This window comes from uncultured Algibacter sp. (assembly GCF_963976535.1).
Lineage (GTDB): Bacteria > Bacteroidota > Bacteroidia > Flavobacteriales > Flavobacteriaceae > Algibacter_B.
Genome location: NZ_CAXBLF010000059.1, coordinates 1 through 18,452 on the forward strand (window position 1 = coordinate 1; position 18,452 = coordinate 18,452).

Annotated in this window: 20 protein-coding genes; 13 read left to right on the forward strand and 7 right to left on the reverse strand. The window is 32.5% G+C overall.

Annotated elements, in window-relative coordinates:
• Positions 1 to 166 precede the first annotated feature (166 nt).
• Positions 167 to 775: a trimeric intracellular cation channel family protein gene (locus AAC024_RS13270; RefSeq protein ID WP_339895968.1), complete on the reverse strand. Its 609-nt coding sequence runs from the start codon at positions 773 to 775 to the stop codon at positions 167 to 169.
• Positions 776 to 1,046: 271 nt separating this feature from the next.
• Entirely contained in the window at positions 1,047 to 1,766 is a 720-nt protein-coding gene (locus AAC024_RS13275; RefSeq protein WP_339895969.1) for an RDD family protein, read from the reverse strand.
• A gap of 24 nt (positions 1,767 to 1,790) precedes the next feature.
• Here AAC024_RS13275 and AAC024_RS13280 point away from each other — a divergent pair, with 24 nt between their 5' ends.
• The 6 genes from AAC024_RS13280 to AAC024_RS13305 all read left to right on the forward strand — a co-directional run bounded on the left by AAC024_RS13280 (position 1,791) and on the right by AAC024_RS13305 (position 7,901).
• On the forward strand, positions 1,791 to 2,780 hold the full coding sequence (locus AAC024_RS13280) for a stage II sporulation protein M (protein ID WP_339895970.1): 990 nt from the start codon (positions 1,791 to 1,793) through the stop codon (positions 2,778 to 2,780).
• Positions 2,777 to 3,502: a hypothetical protein gene (locus AAC024_RS13285; protein ID WP_339895971.1), complete on the forward strand. Its 726-nt coding sequence runs from the start codon at positions 2,777 to 2,779 to the stop codon at positions 3,500 to 3,502. Before AAC024_RS13280 ends, AAC024_RS13285 begins: the two co-directional genes overlap by 4 nt.
• Positions 3,502 to 4,710, forward strand: coding sequence for a DUF4350 domain-containing protein (locus AAC024_RS13290; protein WP_339895972.1), 1,209 nt, complete (start codon positions 3,502 to 3,504; stop codon positions 4,708 to 4,710). The genes AAC024_RS13285 and AAC024_RS13290 overlap by 1 nt, the downstream gene beginning before the upstream one ends.
• A 2-nt stretch (positions 4,711 to 4,712) precedes the next feature.
• Complete coding sequence (locus AAC024_RS13295) at positions 4,713 to 5,783, forward strand: MoxR family ATPase (protein ID WP_339895973.1); 1,071 nt, start codon at positions 4,713 to 4,715, stop codon at positions 5,781 to 5,783.
• Between the two features lie 140 nt (positions 5,784 to 5,923).
• Positions 5,924 to 7,249, forward strand: coding sequence for a DUF58 domain-containing protein (locus tag AAC024_RS13300; RefSeq protein ID WP_339895986.1), 1,326 nt, complete (start codon positions 5,924 to 5,926; stop codon positions 7,247 to 7,249).
• Positions 7,250 to 7,508: 259 nt separating this feature from the next.
• Positions 7,509 to 7,901 carry a hypothetical protein gene (locus tag AAC024_RS13305; RefSeq protein ID WP_339895974.1) on the forward strand — a complete coding sequence of 131 codons (393 nt, stop codon included), beginning with the start codon at positions 7,509 to 7,511 and terminating at the stop codon, positions 7,899 to 7,901.
• Positions 7,902 to 8,189: 288 nt separating this feature from the next.
• On the opposite strand, the gene AAC024_RS13310 is transcribed toward AAC024_RS13305, so the two are convergent.
• Entirely contained in the window at positions 8,190 to 9,320 is a 1,131-nt protein-coding gene (locus AAC024_RS13310) for an aminotransferase class I/II-fold pyridoxal phosphate-dependent enzyme (protein ID WP_339895975.1), read from the reverse strand.
• A gap of 247 nt (positions 9,321 to 9,567) precedes the next feature.
• Here AAC024_RS13310 and AAC024_RS13315 point away from each other — a divergent pair, with 247 nt between their 5' ends.
• Positions 9,568 to 9,990, forward strand: coding sequence for a DUF2141 domain-containing protein (locus AAC024_RS13315; RefSeq protein ID WP_339895976.1), 423 nt, complete (start codon positions 9,568 to 9,570; stop codon positions 9,988 to 9,990).
• Positions 9,991 to 10,224: 234 nt separating this feature from the next.
• Here AAC024_RS13315 and AAC024_RS13320 read toward each other — a convergent pair whose 3' ends face one another.
• On the reverse strand, positions 10,225 to 10,704 hold the full coding sequence (locus AAC024_RS13320; protein ID WP_339895987.1) for a Dps family protein: 480 nt from the start codon (positions 10,702 to 10,704) through the stop codon (positions 10,225 to 10,227).
• Between the two features lie 105 nt (positions 10,705 to 10,809).
• Between AAC024_RS13320 and AAC024_RS13325 the strand changes: the two genes are divergently transcribed.
• Positions 10,810 to 11,748, forward strand: coding sequence for a hydrogen peroxide-inducible genes activator (locus tag AAC024_RS13325; RefSeq protein WP_339895977.1), 939 nt, complete (start codon positions 10,810 to 10,812; stop codon positions 11,746 to 11,748).
• Positions 11,749 to 11,895: 147 nt separating this feature from the next.
• On the opposite strand, the gene AAC024_RS13330 is transcribed toward AAC024_RS13325, so the two are convergent.
• The 3 genes from AAC024_RS13330 to AAC024_RS13340 form a co-directional block, all read right to left on the reverse strand.
• The gene (locus AAC024_RS13330; protein WP_339895978.1) at positions 11,896 to 12,093 is read right to left on the reverse strand and encodes a hypothetical protein; all 198 of its coding nucleotides are present in this window, start codon (positions 12,091 to 12,093) and stop codon (positions 11,896 to 11,898) included.
• Positions 12,094 to 12,217: 124 nt separating this feature from the next.
• Entirely contained in the window at positions 12,218 to 13,018 is an 801-nt protein-coding gene (locus AAC024_RS13335; RefSeq protein ID WP_339895979.1) for a TIGR00266 family protein, read from the reverse strand.
• Positions 13,019 to 13,344: 326 nt separating this feature from the next.
• A complete protein-coding gene (locus tag AAC024_RS13340; protein ID WP_339895980.1) occupies positions 13,345 to 13,800 on the reverse strand; it encodes a DUF4442 domain-containing protein in 456 nt (151 codons plus the stop codon).
• 145 nt (positions 13,801 to 13,945) lie between these two features.
• Between AAC024_RS13340 and AAC024_RS13345 the strand changes: the two genes are divergently transcribed.
• The 5 genes from AAC024_RS13345 (at position 13,946) to AAC024_RS13365 (ending at position 18,412) form a co-directional block, all read left to right on the forward strand.
• Positions 13,946 to 14,392 carry a DUF4870 domain-containing protein gene (locus AAC024_RS13345; protein WP_339895981.1) on the forward strand — a complete coding sequence of 149 codons (447 nt, stop codon included), beginning with the start codon at positions 13,946 to 13,948 and terminating at the stop codon, positions 14,390 to 14,392.
• Between the two features lie 351 nt (positions 14,393 to 14,743).
• Positions 14,744 to 15,085, forward strand: a complete 342-nt coding sequence (locus AAC024_RS13350; protein WP_339895982.1) for a PadR family transcriptional regulator — start codon at positions 14,744 to 14,746, stop codon at positions 15,083 to 15,085.
• The gene (locus tag AAC024_RS13355; protein ID WP_339895983.1) at positions 15,082 to 16,869 is read left to right on the forward strand and encodes a PspC domain-containing protein; all 1,788 of its coding nucleotides are present in this window, start codon (positions 15,082 to 15,084) and stop codon (positions 16,867 to 16,869) included. Before AAC024_RS13350 ends, AAC024_RS13355 begins: the two co-directional genes overlap by 4 nt.
• A 228-nt stretch (positions 16,870 to 17,097) precedes the next feature.
• On the forward strand, positions 17,098 to 17,826 hold the full coding sequence (locus tag AAC024_RS13360) for a head GIN domain-containing protein (RefSeq protein ID WP_339895984.1): 729 nt from the start codon (positions 17,098 to 17,100) through the stop codon (positions 17,824 to 17,826).
• A gap of 313 nt (positions 17,827 to 18,139) precedes the next feature.
• Complete coding sequence (locus tag AAC024_RS13365; RefSeq protein WP_339895985.1) at positions 18,140 to 18,412, forward strand: hypothetical protein; 273 nt, start codon at positions 18,140 to 18,142, stop codon at positions 18,410 to 18,412.
• The last annotated feature ends 40 nt before the right edge of the window (positions 18,413 to 18,452 follow it).

The following is an 18,452-nucleotide window of genomic DNA, read 5'->3' on the forward strand; positions in this document are numbered from 1 at the left end:
AAAATATTTTTATTCGAAATGTTGAGATTATTGATTGAAAAAATGACAGAAGACGATTTACGGGAGACAGATGTCTCGCAAAGACGCGAAGGCGCAAAGCTAGATGGTTATGTTAACTGAAAACTGAGACTGAGACTGAGACTGAGACCGAGACCGAGACCGTAAACTAATCATTTTCTGAATAAATAGTTGGTAGTGCAATTTTAAACTTTACGGCAAGTAACCTAACTGCAATAACCACAATTCCTGCAATCACAAAAACAAAATCGTCTTTTATTGGGAATTCTCGCAAAACAAAATAGGTAATACCTCCTAAAATACAAGCCGTGGCATAAATTTCTTTTCTAAAAATAACCGGGATTTCATTACACAAAATATCACGAATAACACCGCCAAAACTAGCAGTTATAGTTCCTAAAGCAATACTAATAATAGGATGAAGTCCTGCATTCAAACCTTTTTCAATGCCTACAAGTGTATAGAGCCCAATACCTATAGTATCAAACAAAAACAACGAGGTTCTTAAATAATTTATTTTACTTCTAAAAATAATGGCGAGTATAGCAGACCCTAAAATAACGTAAGTATATGTGATATCCTTCATCCAACTAACAGGTGTACTACCTATGAGCAAATCGCGTAAGGTACCACCACCAACAGCGGTAACAAAAGCTATAATTAGAATTCCGAATAAATCCATCTTCTTGTATATAGCTATTAAAACGCCAGAAATAGCAAAAGCGATAGTTCCTAAAATATCTATGGTGTAAAACATTACTTTCTAATTGATATTAAAATTTTGTTTCTATTTATTTTTAGGGCGTTACCACAAGGGTCGGGCTTTCCGTTGCAAGTCCTCGCTCCTCCTACGTCGGGCTGTGGGCTTTCCACTGCAATCCCTAACGCAAACAGTAATAACTATTATTAATAATTCGTTTTCAACAGATGCCGATAAAAAATCAACGTGTTTCAAACAAGACCCCGAGTCTGCGCTCGGGATGAGTGATTCGCTCGCTTTTTCTGAAATAGAAAAAGCGGCTCTCTACTCACATACTCTGAGTATAAAAATTATAATCTTTTAAAATAACATCAATAAACTCCATATCGGTGCTTTGTTTTACATGCTTTATGCCAACCACTTCAATGATTTTGTTGCGGAGTTTAATTAATGTTTGATAGTCTTTTGATGTTCTTGCAGCACTAAAGGTCTCCTTAATAATTCTAGCATCATTATCTGATAGTTTAATTACATTTGGATATGTAGGCATGTAATTCTCTTTTAAATTTTCGAGAATAGTATGACTGATATTCACGTTATCTTTTAACCCAATAACTGCTGTTCCTGCTGCCATATCACCAATACGCTGTGTTTTTTTATTGAATAACATAACGAAAAAACCAAGACCAAATATGTAGATATCTACAATCCTAAAAAACCATCGCACTACATAATCAGAAAACGAGGCTTGGTAACCATCAATTTTTACAACTCTAATTTTTAAGGCGCGTTTACCAATAGTTTGCCCTTGTAAAACAGACTCTAACACCAAAGTATAAAACATAACCGGAAAACTAAGCACTGTGTTTATAGCTATTTGCGACCATTGGTCCATGTTATCAAACGCTCCAAAAGCCCAATTTAAAACCAGCATATAGCCAATCTTAATGGCCATATCAATAATAAACGCAAGTAATCGCTCCCCTGCTCCAGCTGCATTGAACGTTATTTTTACATTTTGAGTCGTGTTAATTTGTAACTCTGACATTTTATATATTAATTTATCAAATATATGAGGGAAGTTGCATTTATCAAGCAAAATAAGGAAAAATGGTTGAGTTTTGAAAAAGCAATCGTTAATAATGATTTTGATAATCCTGACGAACTCGCCTCACAATACATTCACGTTATAAACGATTTAGCCTATGCCCAAACTTACTACCCTAAAAGTAAGGTTATTGCGTATCTAAATCAATTGTCTGCAAACGCCTATCAAAAAATTTATAAAACTAAAAGTACAGATACGAATAGAATTGTTTCATTTTGGAAAACTGAAGTCCCTTTAATTTGCTATCAATACAGAAAGTTCATTCACATTGCTTTTATCATATTTGCTGCTTTTACTTTTATTGGTGCTATTTCTGCTGCTAATGATGGTGAATTTGTACGTTCTGTATTGGGTGATGATTATGTAAATATGTCCTTAGAAAATATTGAAGCGGGAGATCCTGTAGCCGTATATAAAAGCGGAAGTAACTGGGGGAGTTTTATTGGAATAACTATTAATAATTTACGTGTTGGTATTATAGCTTTTGTCTTGGGTGTATTCTTAGGTATTGGCACACTTTACATTATGTTTAACAACTGCATTATGTTAGGGTCTTTTCAATATTTCTTTTATGAAAAAGGCGTGTTTTGGGAAAGCATAAGAGGTATTTGGATACATGGTGCAATGGAAATTTTCGCCATAGTTATTGAATGTGCTGCAGGTTTAATACTTGGTGCTAGTATTTTGTTTCCTGCTACACATTCCAGATATACATCTTTTAAAATCGGCGCAAAAACAGGGATTAAAATTTTAATTAGTACGTTTCCATTCACATTTGCAGCTGGCTTTTTAGAAGGTTTTATTACCCGTTATTCTAATATTATGCCACATTGGTTATCGGTTGCTATCATTCTCATCACACTTGGCATTATTAGTTATTATTATTTGATTTATCCTTTTAAAGTTCAAAAACAAATTACTCAAACTCCAATTTTAAGTCCGACGCATATTTGAAAATTAAGCACCTACATATACTCACTTTTACATTCTTAGTGGCTTGTACTTTTCAAGTATCATTTGGATTAAATCCAATACAAACACCTGAAAGCATCAGAACATTTGACGCTGATTTTAAAGACCGCTACAACAGTGATAAATTCAACTATAAAGGCACAGAAATAGTTACAGAAACACCAGCTGGTTCAGGTAATTATGACGACTATAAAAAAGCTGAAAAACTTAGGAAAGAACGAAATAATTCGGATAGTTTTAGCATGAATCTTGGACCTTTAAGTTGGCTATTTTATTTGGCAATAGTGCTTGCTGTGATTTATTTAGTTTACATATTACTTAATGAAGGAGGCACCGGTTTATTCTCTTCTAACAGAAATAAAAAGATTAACACTTACGAAGAAATAACTGCTGAAAACATTGAAAATACCGATATTCAAATTCTAATAAAAAACGCCGAAAATGATAATGATTACAGACTCGCCATTCGCTATTATTATCTACTCGTTTTAAAAACATTAAGTTTAAAAAATCATATAAAATTTGAAGATGACAAAACTAATAATGAATATTTAAATGAAGTTAGCGATAAATCGTTTAGTAAAGATTTCGCATATACGTCTTACCTTTATAATTACATTTGGTATGGCGAATTCCCTTTAAATACAGACAAGTATGACAAAGCGAAAAGTAATTTTTCAAGCTTCTTAAATCAGGTAAAATAATGATGAAGAAGATTATACCTGTACTTATAATTCTTGTTGTACTTATAGTTACTGCGGCAATTGCAATTGGTATAAAGCACACCAAAACTGTAGATTGGGAAGAATCTTTTGATGAAAAAAGCAACAAACCTTATGGTGTTAGCGTGCTTTATAAAGAATTACCAAACCTTTTTAAAGACCACAAAGTTAGAACCGTTTATCATCAACCCGCTAGTTATTTAAGTGCGAATTCCGAAGATGGATATGGTGAGCATGTGGCCGAAGGGAGTTTTATAATTATAGGAAATTCTGATTATTTGGAAGATGATTCTATTGATCAATTACTCAACTTTGTTAATGCTGGAAACACCTTATTTATTTCAGATTATTACTTTCCTCAAAAATTTCATGATACGCTCGATGTGAGTGTGAATTATATTGAAAATGAAAAAGACAGTATTTCACATTTATCGTTGAAGCATCTTAATATTGATGACATAATGCTTGACAAAAATGCAAGTGATCAATATTTTTCAGAATTCGATTCTTTAAATCATACGGTTTTAGGGCATTCAAAAATAGATTACAAACACGTTAATTTTTTACAAGTACATTTTGGTGAAGGAAACGTTTTTTTACATCTCGAACCTAAAGTCTTTACCAACTATCATCTTTTAAAAGAAGATAGATATAAATATGTTGAAAGTGTTTTATCGTATCTACCTGATAATGATATTTATTTTGATTCTTACAGCAAAATCCAAACTGGTTATGATGGCGATGTTAACAAGGAATCTAACTTGGGTTGGTTTCTTGAGCAATTATCTTTTAAATGGGCTTGGTATACCGCCATAATTTTTGGTATTCTATTCATGATTTTTAATGCCAAACGAAGACAGCGTATTATAAAAATTATCAATCCTTTACAAAACACCACAGTAGCTTTTGTTAAAACGGTATCTAATTTATATTTTGATACTAAAGATCACAAAAACCTTGTTGATAAAAAAATAAAATACTTTTTAGAGAAAATAAGACACGATTTAAATTTAAATACCGACATTTTAGACGAAGCATTCATAGAAAAATTGGCTTCTAAGTCGGGAAAGAAAAAAGAAGATATAAAAAAGCTAGTAAACTATATTAACTTAATGAAATCTAAAAAAGAGTTTTTTGAAGAAAATTTGATAAAACTCAACAGACATATTGAAGCATTTTATAAAAAATAATTATGGACGAAAACAACGCACCACAAGATCCTCAAGGCGAATCAATAAAACCAGAAAACGTGGTGTCATTAAATGATGATGGCGCTTTAAACGATACCAACGATTTAAAATTTCAAAACCGATTAGACCTATCTGAACTCCAACAGAGCGTCGAAAAAATAAAGCAAGAGGTTGGTAAAGTTATTGTTGGGCAAAAAGATATGGTAGATATGTTGATCGCTTCGCTTTTAGCTAAAGGACATTCGTTAATTGAAGGGGTTCCTGGAGTTGCAAAAACCATTACCGCAAAACTATTAGCCAAATCTTTAAGTGTAGGTTTTAGCAGAATACAATTCACACCTGACTTAATGCCTAGTGATATTTTAGGAACATCCGTTTTCAATTTGAAAGACTCTGAGTTTGAGTTTAAAAAAGGGCCTATTTTCTCAAACATGATTCTTATTGATGAGATTAATAGAGCACCTGCAAAAACACAAGCTGCTTTGTTTGAAGTGATGGAAGAACAACAAATAACCATTGATGGTAATAAATTCATACTAGATTCTCCTTTCATGGTTTTGGCAACACAAAATCCTATAGAACAAGAAGGCACCTATAGATTACCCGAAGCACAATTGGATAGATTTCTATTTAAAATAGAAGTTGATTATCCAAATTTAGATGAGGAAATAGAAATATTGTCTAGAGAACACGTGCTGAAAGACAAAGTTAAAATAGATGAAGTGGAATCTTTTTTAACGGCCAAACAAATCTCTGAGTATCAAAATTTAGTAACTCAAGTTTTGGTTGAAGAACATTTACTAAAATACATTGCGCAATTAATTGTAGCAACTAGAAGCAATCAATTCTTGTATTTAGGAGCTTCCCCAAGAGCATCGATAGCAATTTTAAAATCGAGTAAAGCCTTTGCTGCCATGAACGGTCGTGATTTTGTAACACCTGAAGACATTAAACGTGCTGCTATTCCTGTATTACATCATAGAGTTATTGTTACGCCAGAACGTGAAATGGAAGGGGTTTCTAGTAAACAAATAATTCAACAGATTATTGAAACGGTGGAGATTCCGCGTTAAAAAATTATACCACAGAGATGCACAGAGGTTTCACAGAGATACACAAAGAAAAAATGAGATTCAAAAAAGTCTCTCTGAAATTCTGCGTTTCTCTGCGAATCTCAGCATAAAAACTTAAAATCAATAACTCCACTTTGAAAATTTTCAAACCATTCTACATACAACCCCGTTTTTTCTATGCTGGCATTGGCATTATAGTTTTGTTTGCTTTAAGTTATTTTATACCTATACTTTTTAATATTGCTCAACTTTCAATTTTAGTTTTAATACTACTTTTCTTTTTAGACTTTCTAATTGTTTTCGTTGGAAAAAATAAAATTAGTGCTACTAGAATATTACCTGATAAATTTTCAAATGGTGATAAAAATCAAATAAAACTTGAGATAAATAACAATTACCCCTTCACAATTCATTTAGAAATTATTGATGAAATACCAGAGCAATTTCAAGTGCGTGATTTCAAAATTAAAGAATCTATTACACCTCGCAAAACAAGATCTATTCAATACGATTTAAAACCTACCGAACGTGGCGAATACTATTTTGGGAATTTAAATGTTTACGTATCATCTATCTTAAATATTGTTGCAAAACGGTTCACTTTTGAAAACGGTGCCGTGGTACCAACCTACCCAGGCTTCAAACAATTAAAGAAGTTCGAACTACTTAACATTAATCAAAATTCGTTAGAATACGGGCTTAAAAAAGTAAGACGCCTTGGACATTCCATGGAATTTGAACAAATAAAGGATTATGTTATAGGTGATGATTTACGAACCATAAACTGGAAAGCCACGGCTAAGAAAAACCAGTTGATGGTCAATCAGTTTCAAGATGAAAAATCGCAACCTGTGTATTCCATCATTGATAAAGGGCGCATCATGAAAATGCCTTTTGATGGTTTAAGCCTTTTAGATTACGCCATTAACTCTGCCCTTGTAATTAGCAATGTGGTTTTAAAAAAACATGACAAAGCGGGTATGTTATCGTTTTCAAAACGTATTGATAACGTTGTAGTTGCTCAAAGACGAAGCTCGCAAATGCAGCTTATTTTAGAAGCGCTTTACAATGTAAAAACAGATTTTTTTGAAAGTGATTTTAGCAGATTATATGCTAGTATAAAAAGGCATATTACCCACCGAAGTCTTATTTTAATGTACACTAATTTTGAAACTTTAGATAGTTTGGAGCGCCAACTCCCTTATTTAAAAGCTATTGCTAAAAGCCATTTACTCGTGGTTATCTTCTTTAAAAACACCGAACTAAATAGTCTAATTAATAATAAAGCAGAAACCATTACGCAAGTGTACGATAAGGTCATTGCAGAAAAATTCGCATTCGAAAAACGACTTATAGTCAACGAATTAAAAAAATACGGTATCTATTCTATTCTCACAACTCCAGAGCATTTAACTATTGATACCATTAATAAGTATCTTGAAATTAAGGCTAGAGGATTACTTTAATATTGGCGTTCCACTCCCGATAGCTCCCGATAGCTATCGGGACGGGAGATCGGGCTTTCACTACTCGCTTCCTCCTATCGTCGGCGAGCTCAAACATGCCGTTTAATCCCTAACCATCTATTTGCTAGCTTATGGTTTTAAATAAAGCTGATTTGTTTTTGGAAATATTTGCTTAACGTATAGCTACGATTCGAATAGGTTCTAAATTATTAGTGTTATTTTTGAAGTGTCAAAATAGTGTATCATCAATCCTTAGTTTATGCCATATCAAGAAGTGTTTGTTCTATTCTGGGAACAAGTAAAAGAGAGTTACCAAGAAGGTCGTTTTGCCAAATTAACTATGGCAAAAACCATTGGTAAGCCAGACTTGAAAAATATATTTGTTAGACCATTGACTTCTAAAGACAATTCAAAAAAAGTTTTAGTAAAATTACGTTACCAATCCAGAGAGACCGAAGATGAGGAAAGCGAGCTAACTTTAGATGAAGCCTTTGTGTTTTTAAAACCATATCTCAGAACGTCTTTTTCATCTGTACTTTTATTTACCACAACAAAGGATGTTACTTTCAAAGTTAATAAAAAAGGAGCAGGAAGAATTACCGAGAATTCGCCAACCTTCCATAACGTTACGGAAGCTAAGAGTGACTTATAATAGCTAACAAAACGTCATTGCGAGGAGTAAGCGAGGTGGCAATCTGTTAATTTATAGTTCTAAACAAATGTAACGCCACTAAGCAAAACTTAGCGGTAACTACTAATTCACACTGAAATCCCTAACACATTTACTTGCTATCATTTTTTTTTAAGTTGTGAAGTTGAAGTTTTTTTTGGAGAGGTTCGTTTAACGGTTTCGTGTATAAGTAGTAGCGGAATTCTACATACAAGCCTTTTGGTTGCACTCACCTATGTTTATGTTTTCATTTTATCACTTAAACCGCTATTACTTATTATTATGGGCTGGCTTCATCTCTTTCAAGTAACCGTCAAATACCTCTAAGATTTCAGGAAAATTAGCTCTCCCAAACCCAACTCTAATATATTCACCTTCGTATTCGAACATTTCGGCGGGAACTGTCATAATTCCTGTTTCTTTAACTAATTGGCTACTAAATTGTAAAGAAGAGCTATTGATGTTGAGTTGAATAAAAGAGGTTGAGCCTGCTTTTGGAGGTGTGAAGCTAGTGATGACTTCTTGTTTTTTAACAAACTCGTTAAAAATGAAAATGTTTTTATTAATCTTTTTGAGATTTGGTTCTAAAAATAAATTCATATTATTCAATGCCATGATAGTCAGAATCTCGCTAGGTGCACTATTACAAATACTTAGGTAATCTTTAAAAGCTACAATTCTTTTTAGAAAAGATTGATCTTCACACACCAACCAACCTGTTCGTAAACCTGCTAATCCAAAAGTTTTTGAAGTTCCCCAAAGACTAATCCCTTTTTCATAAACATCACAAATAGGCGGTAATTCTTCAACATCATCGATGATTAACTTATGATACATTTCATCTGAAAATATATATATATCATGCTTTCTGGCAATGGCGACTATTTCGTTTAATTGACTTTTGGTTAAGTAACTCCCAGTAGGATTATGTGGGAAATTCAAAATAATTAATTTGGTGTTTTTCTGAATTAGTTTTTCTAAGTCTTCCGTGTTAAAAATCCAATCATTTTTACTGGGTTTCCAATACGAAAGTTCGCAGTTGATAGATTTAACAACTTCCGACAAAGATTGATAACATGGGGCAATTGTTATAGCATGGTCTGTTGAACCTAACAAAACGTTCATACTTATAAAGTTAAGTTCTCCAGGTGTTGCTACAACTACGTTTTTTATTGAAGTTATTTTGTAATGCCGAAGAATAGCTTCTCTTAAAAGAGGAATTCCTTCACTTTCGGTATAGCCTAGTTTTAAATTCTCCCATAATTTCAACTCTTCTATAGAAGCGTTTTCTAGAACATAATTCAATTCATAGCCATCACAATCAGAACTAGACAGTAAATATTTTGCGGTAAACTCATGTTGAGCAAAATACCGTTCGAGTCTAAAGTCGTTTATTTTCATGGATTATGTTTTGCTTGCTAATAACTGTTTCGCGGATATAAAATCGTTTTAATGTTTTATATCCGACGTTAAACGAAGTTAGCTAATTTTTTTTACAAAGTCAAGTAATCAATTAAATAGAGATCAAAATTTTGTAGCTGAGTAAATCACAATTCATCATATAAAAATCACAGTTCGGTAAAAACAATTATTAAAACCTTAATTAGTGTTAGATATTTGAATTGTTAAACAAATAAAACCAGATATCATGAAGACACTAACATTAATCATCGTACTAGTATTATCAGTAAATTTCAGTAATTCACAAGACAGCAAAACCTTAAGAAACATAACGGTAACTATAGAACATATAGTAAATAATAATGGTAAAGTTGTTTTAGGGCTTCATACCGAAGACACTTTTATGAAAGGTCAAGGGATTGTAAGCGCAGAGAGCGACATTATTGATGGGAAAATAACAGTGACTTTTGAAAATATAGAACCTGGAACTTATGCAATTATGGCATTACACGATGAAAACGAAAACAGAAGAATGGATTTTCAAGAAAACGGAATGCCTAAAGAGTCTTACGGCATGTCTAATAACCCTATGAGCTATGGACCTCCACAATATGCAACAGCTAAATTTGAATTAAAGGAAGAAGATTTAGATTTAAAAATTATATTCTGAAAAAGAATAAACTGAAAAAGAGGCTGTCTGAAAAGTTTTTTCAGTTGTCAGTTTGAGTATTAACTAGGTCAAAATGTATTTTGAACGAAGGTAGCTTACGAAGTAAGTCGAAAACATTATAATCTTGATTTTCAATGCATTTCGACTGCGCTCAATGTGACAATTTACTCCAAAATAGACTTTTCAGACAGCCTCTTTTTAAAACTAATTGTAAATTATATAAAACTTTTTATTTTAGACGGTTTCATTCAACCAAGCTTTCATCATCCAAACTGTTTTTTCTTGCTCGGTAATAAAACCACTCATCATAGCATTTGTACCTTCATCATTGGCATCGCCAGATTTATCTAATATTTGTCTTTCTATTTTCAAAAGTTCAGTAAGAGAATCTACAATTAATCGAACTGCTTTATCATCTTGAGAAATATTCTTACCAACAGGTACTTGCGCTTTTACTGAATAATCTTCAAACGTATGTAATGGCGTTTCTCCTAAAGTTAGGATACGCTCTGCAACCTCATCTACTTTAAGATTTGCATCCGTATATAATTCTTCAAACTTCACATGTAAATCAAAGAAACGTTTCCCTTTAATATTCCAATGAATACCTCTCAAATTTTGATAATATATTTGAAAATTAGCTAATAGATTGTTTAAATCGCTCACTAAATCTTTTGTTCTGTTGGTGTCTAACCCAATACTATTTAATGTTATCATATCTTTTATTTATTTATTACCACAAATTTAATTTATAATTAACAGGTGTTTCTATAAATTTTATTGATAGTTTTTATATTTTTATAGCCTAAATTGATAACCATGACTATTACGCAATTATATTATGTTTTGGCAGTAGCCGAAAACCAGAATTTCACAAAAGCTGCTGCAAAATGCTTTGTTACGCAACCCACTTTAAGCATGCAAATTCAAAAACTTGAAGACCAATTGGATGTTCAGATTTTTGATAGAAGTAAAAAACCTATTGAACTTACCAATATTGGTAAAAAGATAGTTACCCAAGCCAGAAATATTGTAAACGAATCTTACCGAATTCAAGATATTGTAGATCAACAAAAAGGCTTTATTGGTGGTGAGTTCAAGTTAGGTATTATACCTACTGTTATGCCAACTCTACTCCCTATGTTTTTAAAGAGCTTTATAAAAAAGCATCCAAAAGTTAAGCTTATAATAGAAGAGTTAACCACTGAAGAAATTATTACTAGAATTAAAGATGGCCATTTAGATGCTGCTATAGCTGCTACACCTTTAGAAGACGAAAACATTAAAGAACGTGTGCTATATTTTGAGCCTTTTGTAAGCTATATACCCAAAGGGCATCGATTACATAATAACAAAAAAATAGATGTATCAGAATTAGATATTAACGATATGTTATTATTAGAAGACGGGCATTGTTTTAGAGATGGTGTCATCAATTTATGTAAAGCTTTTAAAAGCCATTCTGATGATCAATTTCAATTAGAAAGCGGAAGTATTGAAACGCTAATAAAATTATCAAATGAAGGTTTAGGGATGACTCTACTTCCTTACTTACACACCTTAGATGTTAATGACAAAGAAAAAGAAAATTTGCATTATTTTAACGAGCCTTCTCCAGCAAGAGAAGTGAGTATCATTTATCATAAAAGTGAATTAAAAATGCAAATAATTGAAGCTTTACAAGATGTTATATCCGGAATTATAAGAGGTGCAATTGCCTTTCAGAATGTGAAAATCATAAGCCCGTTAGTAAAATAGCAAATACTAAAAAAGGCTGTCTGAAAAATCAATTTTGGAGTAAATTGTCACATTGAGCGCAGTCGAAATGCATTGGAAATCAAGATTATAACGTTTTCGACTGCGCTCAAACTGACAACTCGAAAAATTTTTCAGACAGCCTCGTTGTTATGGTTTTAAATAAATTAAACATTGATTTAATTCTGGGTTTTGCTGTACAAGAGAATGAATAAAAATTTTAAGCTCTTCAATCTCATAAGGCAATAATCTTTGTAATGCCTTTTGTACTTCTTTGCAAAACAACGTTGTGTCAAAACTAACTTTTTTTAGTACAGTTTTGGTATACTCTAGCATTGCTCTTGCCATGGTTTTCTGTTAAGGTTTTAGGTTTAAATAAATAGTAGATTTTTTTTATAGGCTTGTTTATTATACAACTATAAATTTAGTCAAAAATTATCCAAGTTTGACAACTTTAAGTAAAATTAACATTTTAAAACCTATTATCACCATCCAATAAATCGCCTAAACCACCAAGAATACTACCTTCTCCTTTATCTTTTCCACCGCCTCTTGGAGCACTAGCTAAAACACGACCAGCCAATCTACTAAATGGTAACGACTGTATAAATACGGTTCCTGGACCTTGAAGTTTAGCAAAGAATAAACCTTCGCCACCAAATACGGTGTTTTTTATACCTCCTACAAATTCTATATCATAATCTACAGATTGATCGAAACCTACAATACATCCTGTATCTACTTTTAAAGTTTCTCCTGCTTTAAGTTCCTTCATAGCCATGGTTCCTCCGGCATGCACAAATGCCATACCATCACCTTCAAGCTTTTGCATAATGAAACCTTCACCTCCAAAAAGACCGCGACCTAATTTTTTAGAAAACTCAATACCAATACTCACACCCTTGGCTGCACATAAGAAAGCATCTTTTTGACAAATAAATTTACCTCCAAAACGTGTTAAATCTATTGGGATAATTTTCCCTGGATATGGTGATGCAAATGATACATTGCGCTTTCCTGTTAAGTCATTATAAAATGCGGTCATAAATAAACTTTCTCCTGTTAGGATTCTCTTTCCAGCGCCAAAAATCTTTCCTAAAAAACCAGAATCTTTTTGAGAGCCATCACCAAATATAGTTTCCATAGTAATTCCATCGTCCATCATCATAAAACTTCCTGCTTCGGCTACAACGCCTTCTTGTGGGTCTAGTTCAATTTCTACGTATTGCATTTCTTCGCCGTAGATGCGATAGTCAATTTCGTGTGCTGTCATTTTTTTATGTTTTTTGTTGATTCGTTTATATGTTGATTTGTTTTCGGTTTTGTTACAAATAAAATTAAAATTCCAAAAGGTTTAAACGTTATTTCACAGAGTTTCACGGAGATTTCACAGAGATGCGCTGAGAAAAAAATAATTTTCTCGCAAAGGCACTAAGCGCTACTCACTCTATCCCTAATTTTCTCGCAAAGACGCAAAGGCGCAAAGTGTTACGTGGCTCACTGTTAACTTAAATATTCAGCATTTCTTTCTTATGAAACTGAATATCTTAACCTTTAACGTGAACAACTGAATACTGAATACTGCATACTGCAAACTGCCTACTGTTTCACTTTCACACTCCATTCAAAATTAAACGTTGAAACTTCTATACCTTCTTCATTTGTGCCTATAGATTGCATCCATATCGTTTGTCCTTCTCCTGTTGTAATCGCTTTATTAAGAACGTCATCAATCGCTTTTCCGTCATTACAAGTAAATCTAATTTTACCTGTTGCTTTTTTGGTAAATGTGGCGTTGTTAGATGTTACCAACATAGAAACACGTTTACCAGATTCTTGTATTTTACTTATCATTAAAGCACCGGTTGAAAACTCTGCTGCCATACCTTGTACTGCCCAAAACATAGATTTAAAAGGGTTTTGGTTTATCCATTTGTACTTTACGCCTACTATACATTTTTCATTATCAATATGTTTTGTTCTTACACCACACCAGTAAGCCGCTGGCAGCTTGAACATTGTGTAAGTGTTTAGTTTTCTTGGTGTTAATGCCATTCTTAGAGATTATATTTTTTACTAAGTTATGAAATAAATTCATACTTATAAATGTTAAAATTTTGTTAATTATAGTACTATGCGTAACAAAGTACCTTCTTTTAGACATATATTTGTATAAGAAACTATTATACGTTTTAATATTATGCTAGACAATCATCAAAAAAACATCGCCACATTTATTCATTTATCCACCTTTAGTAGGTTTTTTATTCCGTTTGGAAACTTTATTGGTCCTATAGTATTATGGATTGCTAATAAAGATAAATCTGAATTTATAGATAGCCATGGTAAGCAAATAATCAATTTTCAAATTAGCATTTTATTGTACGCAATAATTTTAGGAACGCTAACGATTCCCTTTTTTATTTTTAAAATATTTAATGGTATTGACTTTATAGATTTTCATGGATTTGAAAGCTTTCATTTCAATATAGGTAAACCGTCTCCTCTGCTATATGTTGGTGGCGCTTTGGGTATAATAGCAATAATTGGGTTTATTATTGAATTGGCTTTAATAGTTGTTGCCAGTTTAAAAGCGAGAGATGGTAAATTATATAAGTACCCTTTAACGATTAACTTTTTAAAATAATTTATAAGTTTTGAATTTAACTATAAACAACAACACACCCCTTAATCCCCTCTTTTTAGAGGGGAAACTGAAACCTTTAAAAGATAAAAATATAATTATGAAGCCCAATAGTTAACAAATATACCTGCGTTAGGGATTGCAGTGGAAAGCCCACAGCGAGTCCCGATAGCTATCGGGACGAGCGAGGACTTGTAACGAAAAGCGCGACCCTTGTGGTAACGCCCAACTTCTCGATACATCCCGAACTAAATTCGGGGCACTCGAAGTGACAAAATAAAAATTTCATCAATATAACAATCAATCAAATCAATCAAAAAATGAACAGTTTCACAACATTAAACGAATGACACAATGAAGATAGAAAACACAAAAGCACAAATGCGAAAAGGCGTTTTGGAATTCTGCATACTTTCGGTCTTAAAAGACGAAGATGCGTATGTTGCCGAAATTCTAGGCACCTTAAAAGATGCCAAGTTGCTAGTTGTAGAAGGGACAATTTACCCGCTACTAACGCGACTTAAAAACGCAGGACTTTTAAATTACAGATGGGAAGAATCGACCTCTGGACCACCAAGAAAATATTACGGTTTAACCGAAACGGGGAAATTATTCTTAAAAGAATTGAACACCACTTGGAGTGAATTACACAATGCAGTAACTTTAGTAACAAGCCAAAAAACAACAAAAAAATGAATAAAACAGTCAACATAAATTTAGCAGGTATATTTTTTCATATAGATGAAGATGCGTACTTAAAATTGCAACGCTATCTTGAGGCTATAAAACGTTCATTTACAGACTCGCAAGGGCGTTCTGAAATTATAGCGGATATAGAAGCTCGTATTTCTGAACTTTTTAATGAGCGCGTGCAAAACAACAAACAAGTTATACGAATTAAAGAGGTAGATGAGGTGATCTCGATTATGGGGCAACCTGAGGATTACTTGGTTGATGACGAGATTTTTGAGGATGAACCACAACCATCTTACAACAACAAATCTTCCACTTCTAAGAAATTATTTAGAGATACGGACAACTCTTATATAGGTGGTGTATCATCTGGATTATCGCATTACTTTGGTATTGACGCCATTTGGATTAGATTAGCTTGGATCCTTTTAATTTTTGGAGCAGGTACAGGGTTTTTACTTTATATTCTACTTTGGATTTTAGTGCCTGAGGCTAAAACTACTGCTGAAAAAATAATGATGACAGGAGACCCTGTTAACATTAGTAACATTGAAAAAAAAATCAAAGACGGGTTTGACACGGTAACGGAGACTGTAGGTGATGTTGCAAAAAATGTATCGGACTCGGTATCTAATGCAGCAAAAAATATTGATGTAAAAAAAAGCGCTAACTCTATAAAATCGTCATCAAGAACTTTTTTTGATACCATTGGAGATGTTATTATGTTCTTCTTTAAGGTGTTTGCAAAATTCGTAGGTGTTTTACTTATAATTGTAGGTGCAGTAGCTTTAATTGGGCTAATTATTGGTCTGTTTTCATTAGGTGTAGCAGACATAATACACATACCTGGTTTAGATTTTGTTGAGATTGCTAATGCTGGCGAAACACCAATCTGGCTCGTATCATTATTAGCGTTTTTCGCAGTAGGCATACCATTCTTTTTTCTGTTTTATTTAGGGTTAAAAATCTTAATTAACAATTTAAAATCGATAGGTAATATTGCTAAATTCACTTTGTTAGGCTTATGGCTTATATCCATTATATCATTAGTCATTGTTGGTGTAAGGCAAGCTAGCGAACATGCTTTTGAAGAAAGTTTTATGGTAAAAACGGAACTACCAATTATGGCTAATGACACACTAAATATTAAAATGGTGAGTAACGATAATTTTAGCTCTGATTATTACCGTCATAATAGTTTTAAACTAGCACATAACGAAAATGGTGATAAAGTTTTGTATTCATCAAATATAGATATCGTAGTAAAATCTACTACAGATTCTATAGCTAGAATAGGCATTAAAAAAAGAGCTGATGGTAGAGATTATGAAAAAGCCATAGAACGGGCAAAAAATATAAATTATAATTTCGAACTTAAAAACAACACCTTATTGTTAGATTCTTATTTAACTACAAGTACTGAAAATAAATTTAGTGATCAGGAAGTAGATGTGGTGCTTTATTTACCCGAAAATACTGTTGCGTATTTTAATAACAGTACAAAGAACAATTTACATTATAGAACATACGATGGTAATATAGTGTCTAGAGACGATACTAACCACTATTTAAAAATTCTTGATGACGATGTGGAATGCTTAGACTGCCCTGAAGAAGATTTTAAAGTAAAGGTGAATATACCAAAACTAAAAATTAATAACAATGGAATAGAAATTAATTCAGAAGACGGCAGTTTAAAAATAGATGAAAATGGTATTAAAGCAGAATCAGATGATGTAAAACTGAACATTAATTCTGATGGCGTTGAAATAAATTCGGAAAATTAAAACAATTACAGATCCCGATATAAAATCGGGATGAGTTACAGCCAACAAAACTTAATACGCTACGCTTTTAAGTTTTGGGTTTCACTAACAATTCATCATTAAAATATAACAACTCAGATATTTAAATTATCAAAGCACATGTTATAATTAGATATTTGAACAACTAATAAAATCAATCATTTATTAACAGATGCTGAAATTAATTCAGCACAAGAAAAACAAATAATCATGACAACACTAATCAAATTTATTGTAGCCACAGTATTAAGCTTAACGCTTTTTTCGTGCAATTTCGACATGAACCTTAACTCTGGTGTTAGAGGTAATGGCGAGGTAATTACTGAAGACCGAACTATTAACGACTCTTTCTCAGCTATTAAAGCAACTGAAGGTTTGGACGTTTACCTAACCCAAAGTGACCATGAAAGTATAAGCGTTGAAGCTGATGGGAATTTACAAGAACTTATTTTAACCGAAGTTGAAGATGGAGTTTTAAAAATTCATACTAAAGAAAACATTGGTAGAGCTACATCAAAAAAAGTACATGTCAGTTTTAAAGATATTTCAAGTATCATTTCTACTAGTGGAAGCGACGTCTATTCAACAAATACCATTGTTACAGAACGTTTAGATTTAAAATCTACGAGCGGAAGTGACATGAAGCTTGATGTAAACACCTCTGTATTAAATTGTAAATCTACTAGTGGGAGTGATTTAAGACTATCTGGAAAAACAACTAAATTAATTGCTGAAGCTACAAGCGGAAGTGATATAAAAGCTGCTGATTTAATGGCTGAATCTAGTGAAGTTAAAGCTTCTAGCGGTGCAGATATTACTGTAAACACATCAAAAGAACTAACAGCTAGAGCATCAAGCGGCGGAGACATCAAATATTACGGCAATCCTAAAAATGTTGATAAAAGCGATAGTAGCTCTGGAAGCGTAAAACAAAAATAAAAATAACAACCAACTGATTTTGAAACCATTTCAAGCTTTAGCAAAAGTTTGGAGTGGTTTTTGTTTTATATTTGTTATACCCGATGAATTTCAAAATAAATGATAGTAAATTTGAATTATATTTTCTTTAGATAATATAGAAAATATAAGCATAGCCTAAGTTACGGTTTTATTTTATATTGAATTTTAAAGGAAAAAGAAACTAATTTAATCGATTATTTTGAGGTTTATTTGGTGTCAGTGACTAAGTGCCATTCAATGTGTCTAATTAGTAACACGTTACGACCTATTTTACAATTAATCCTTTTTCAAAATGAAACAATCGCTAACCTTTCTTTTTTTTGCTTTACTCTCATCTTCACTTTGTATTGCTCAAAGTGCTGAAAAAATTAAAGGCAACAGAAATGTTACTATACAAACAACCCATATAGAATCTTATCATACCATCGCTTTGGATGCCGATTTTGAAGTTGAAATTATTTACGACAAAAACCCATATGTTGAAGTAGAAACCGATGAAAATCTGCATGAATTTATTGAATTTCAGGTTATTGACAGCGTGCTTACTTTTACAATACTTCGTTAAGTTTTCAAGCGGCAATTTTGCCAAAACAGGAGAGTTGCCG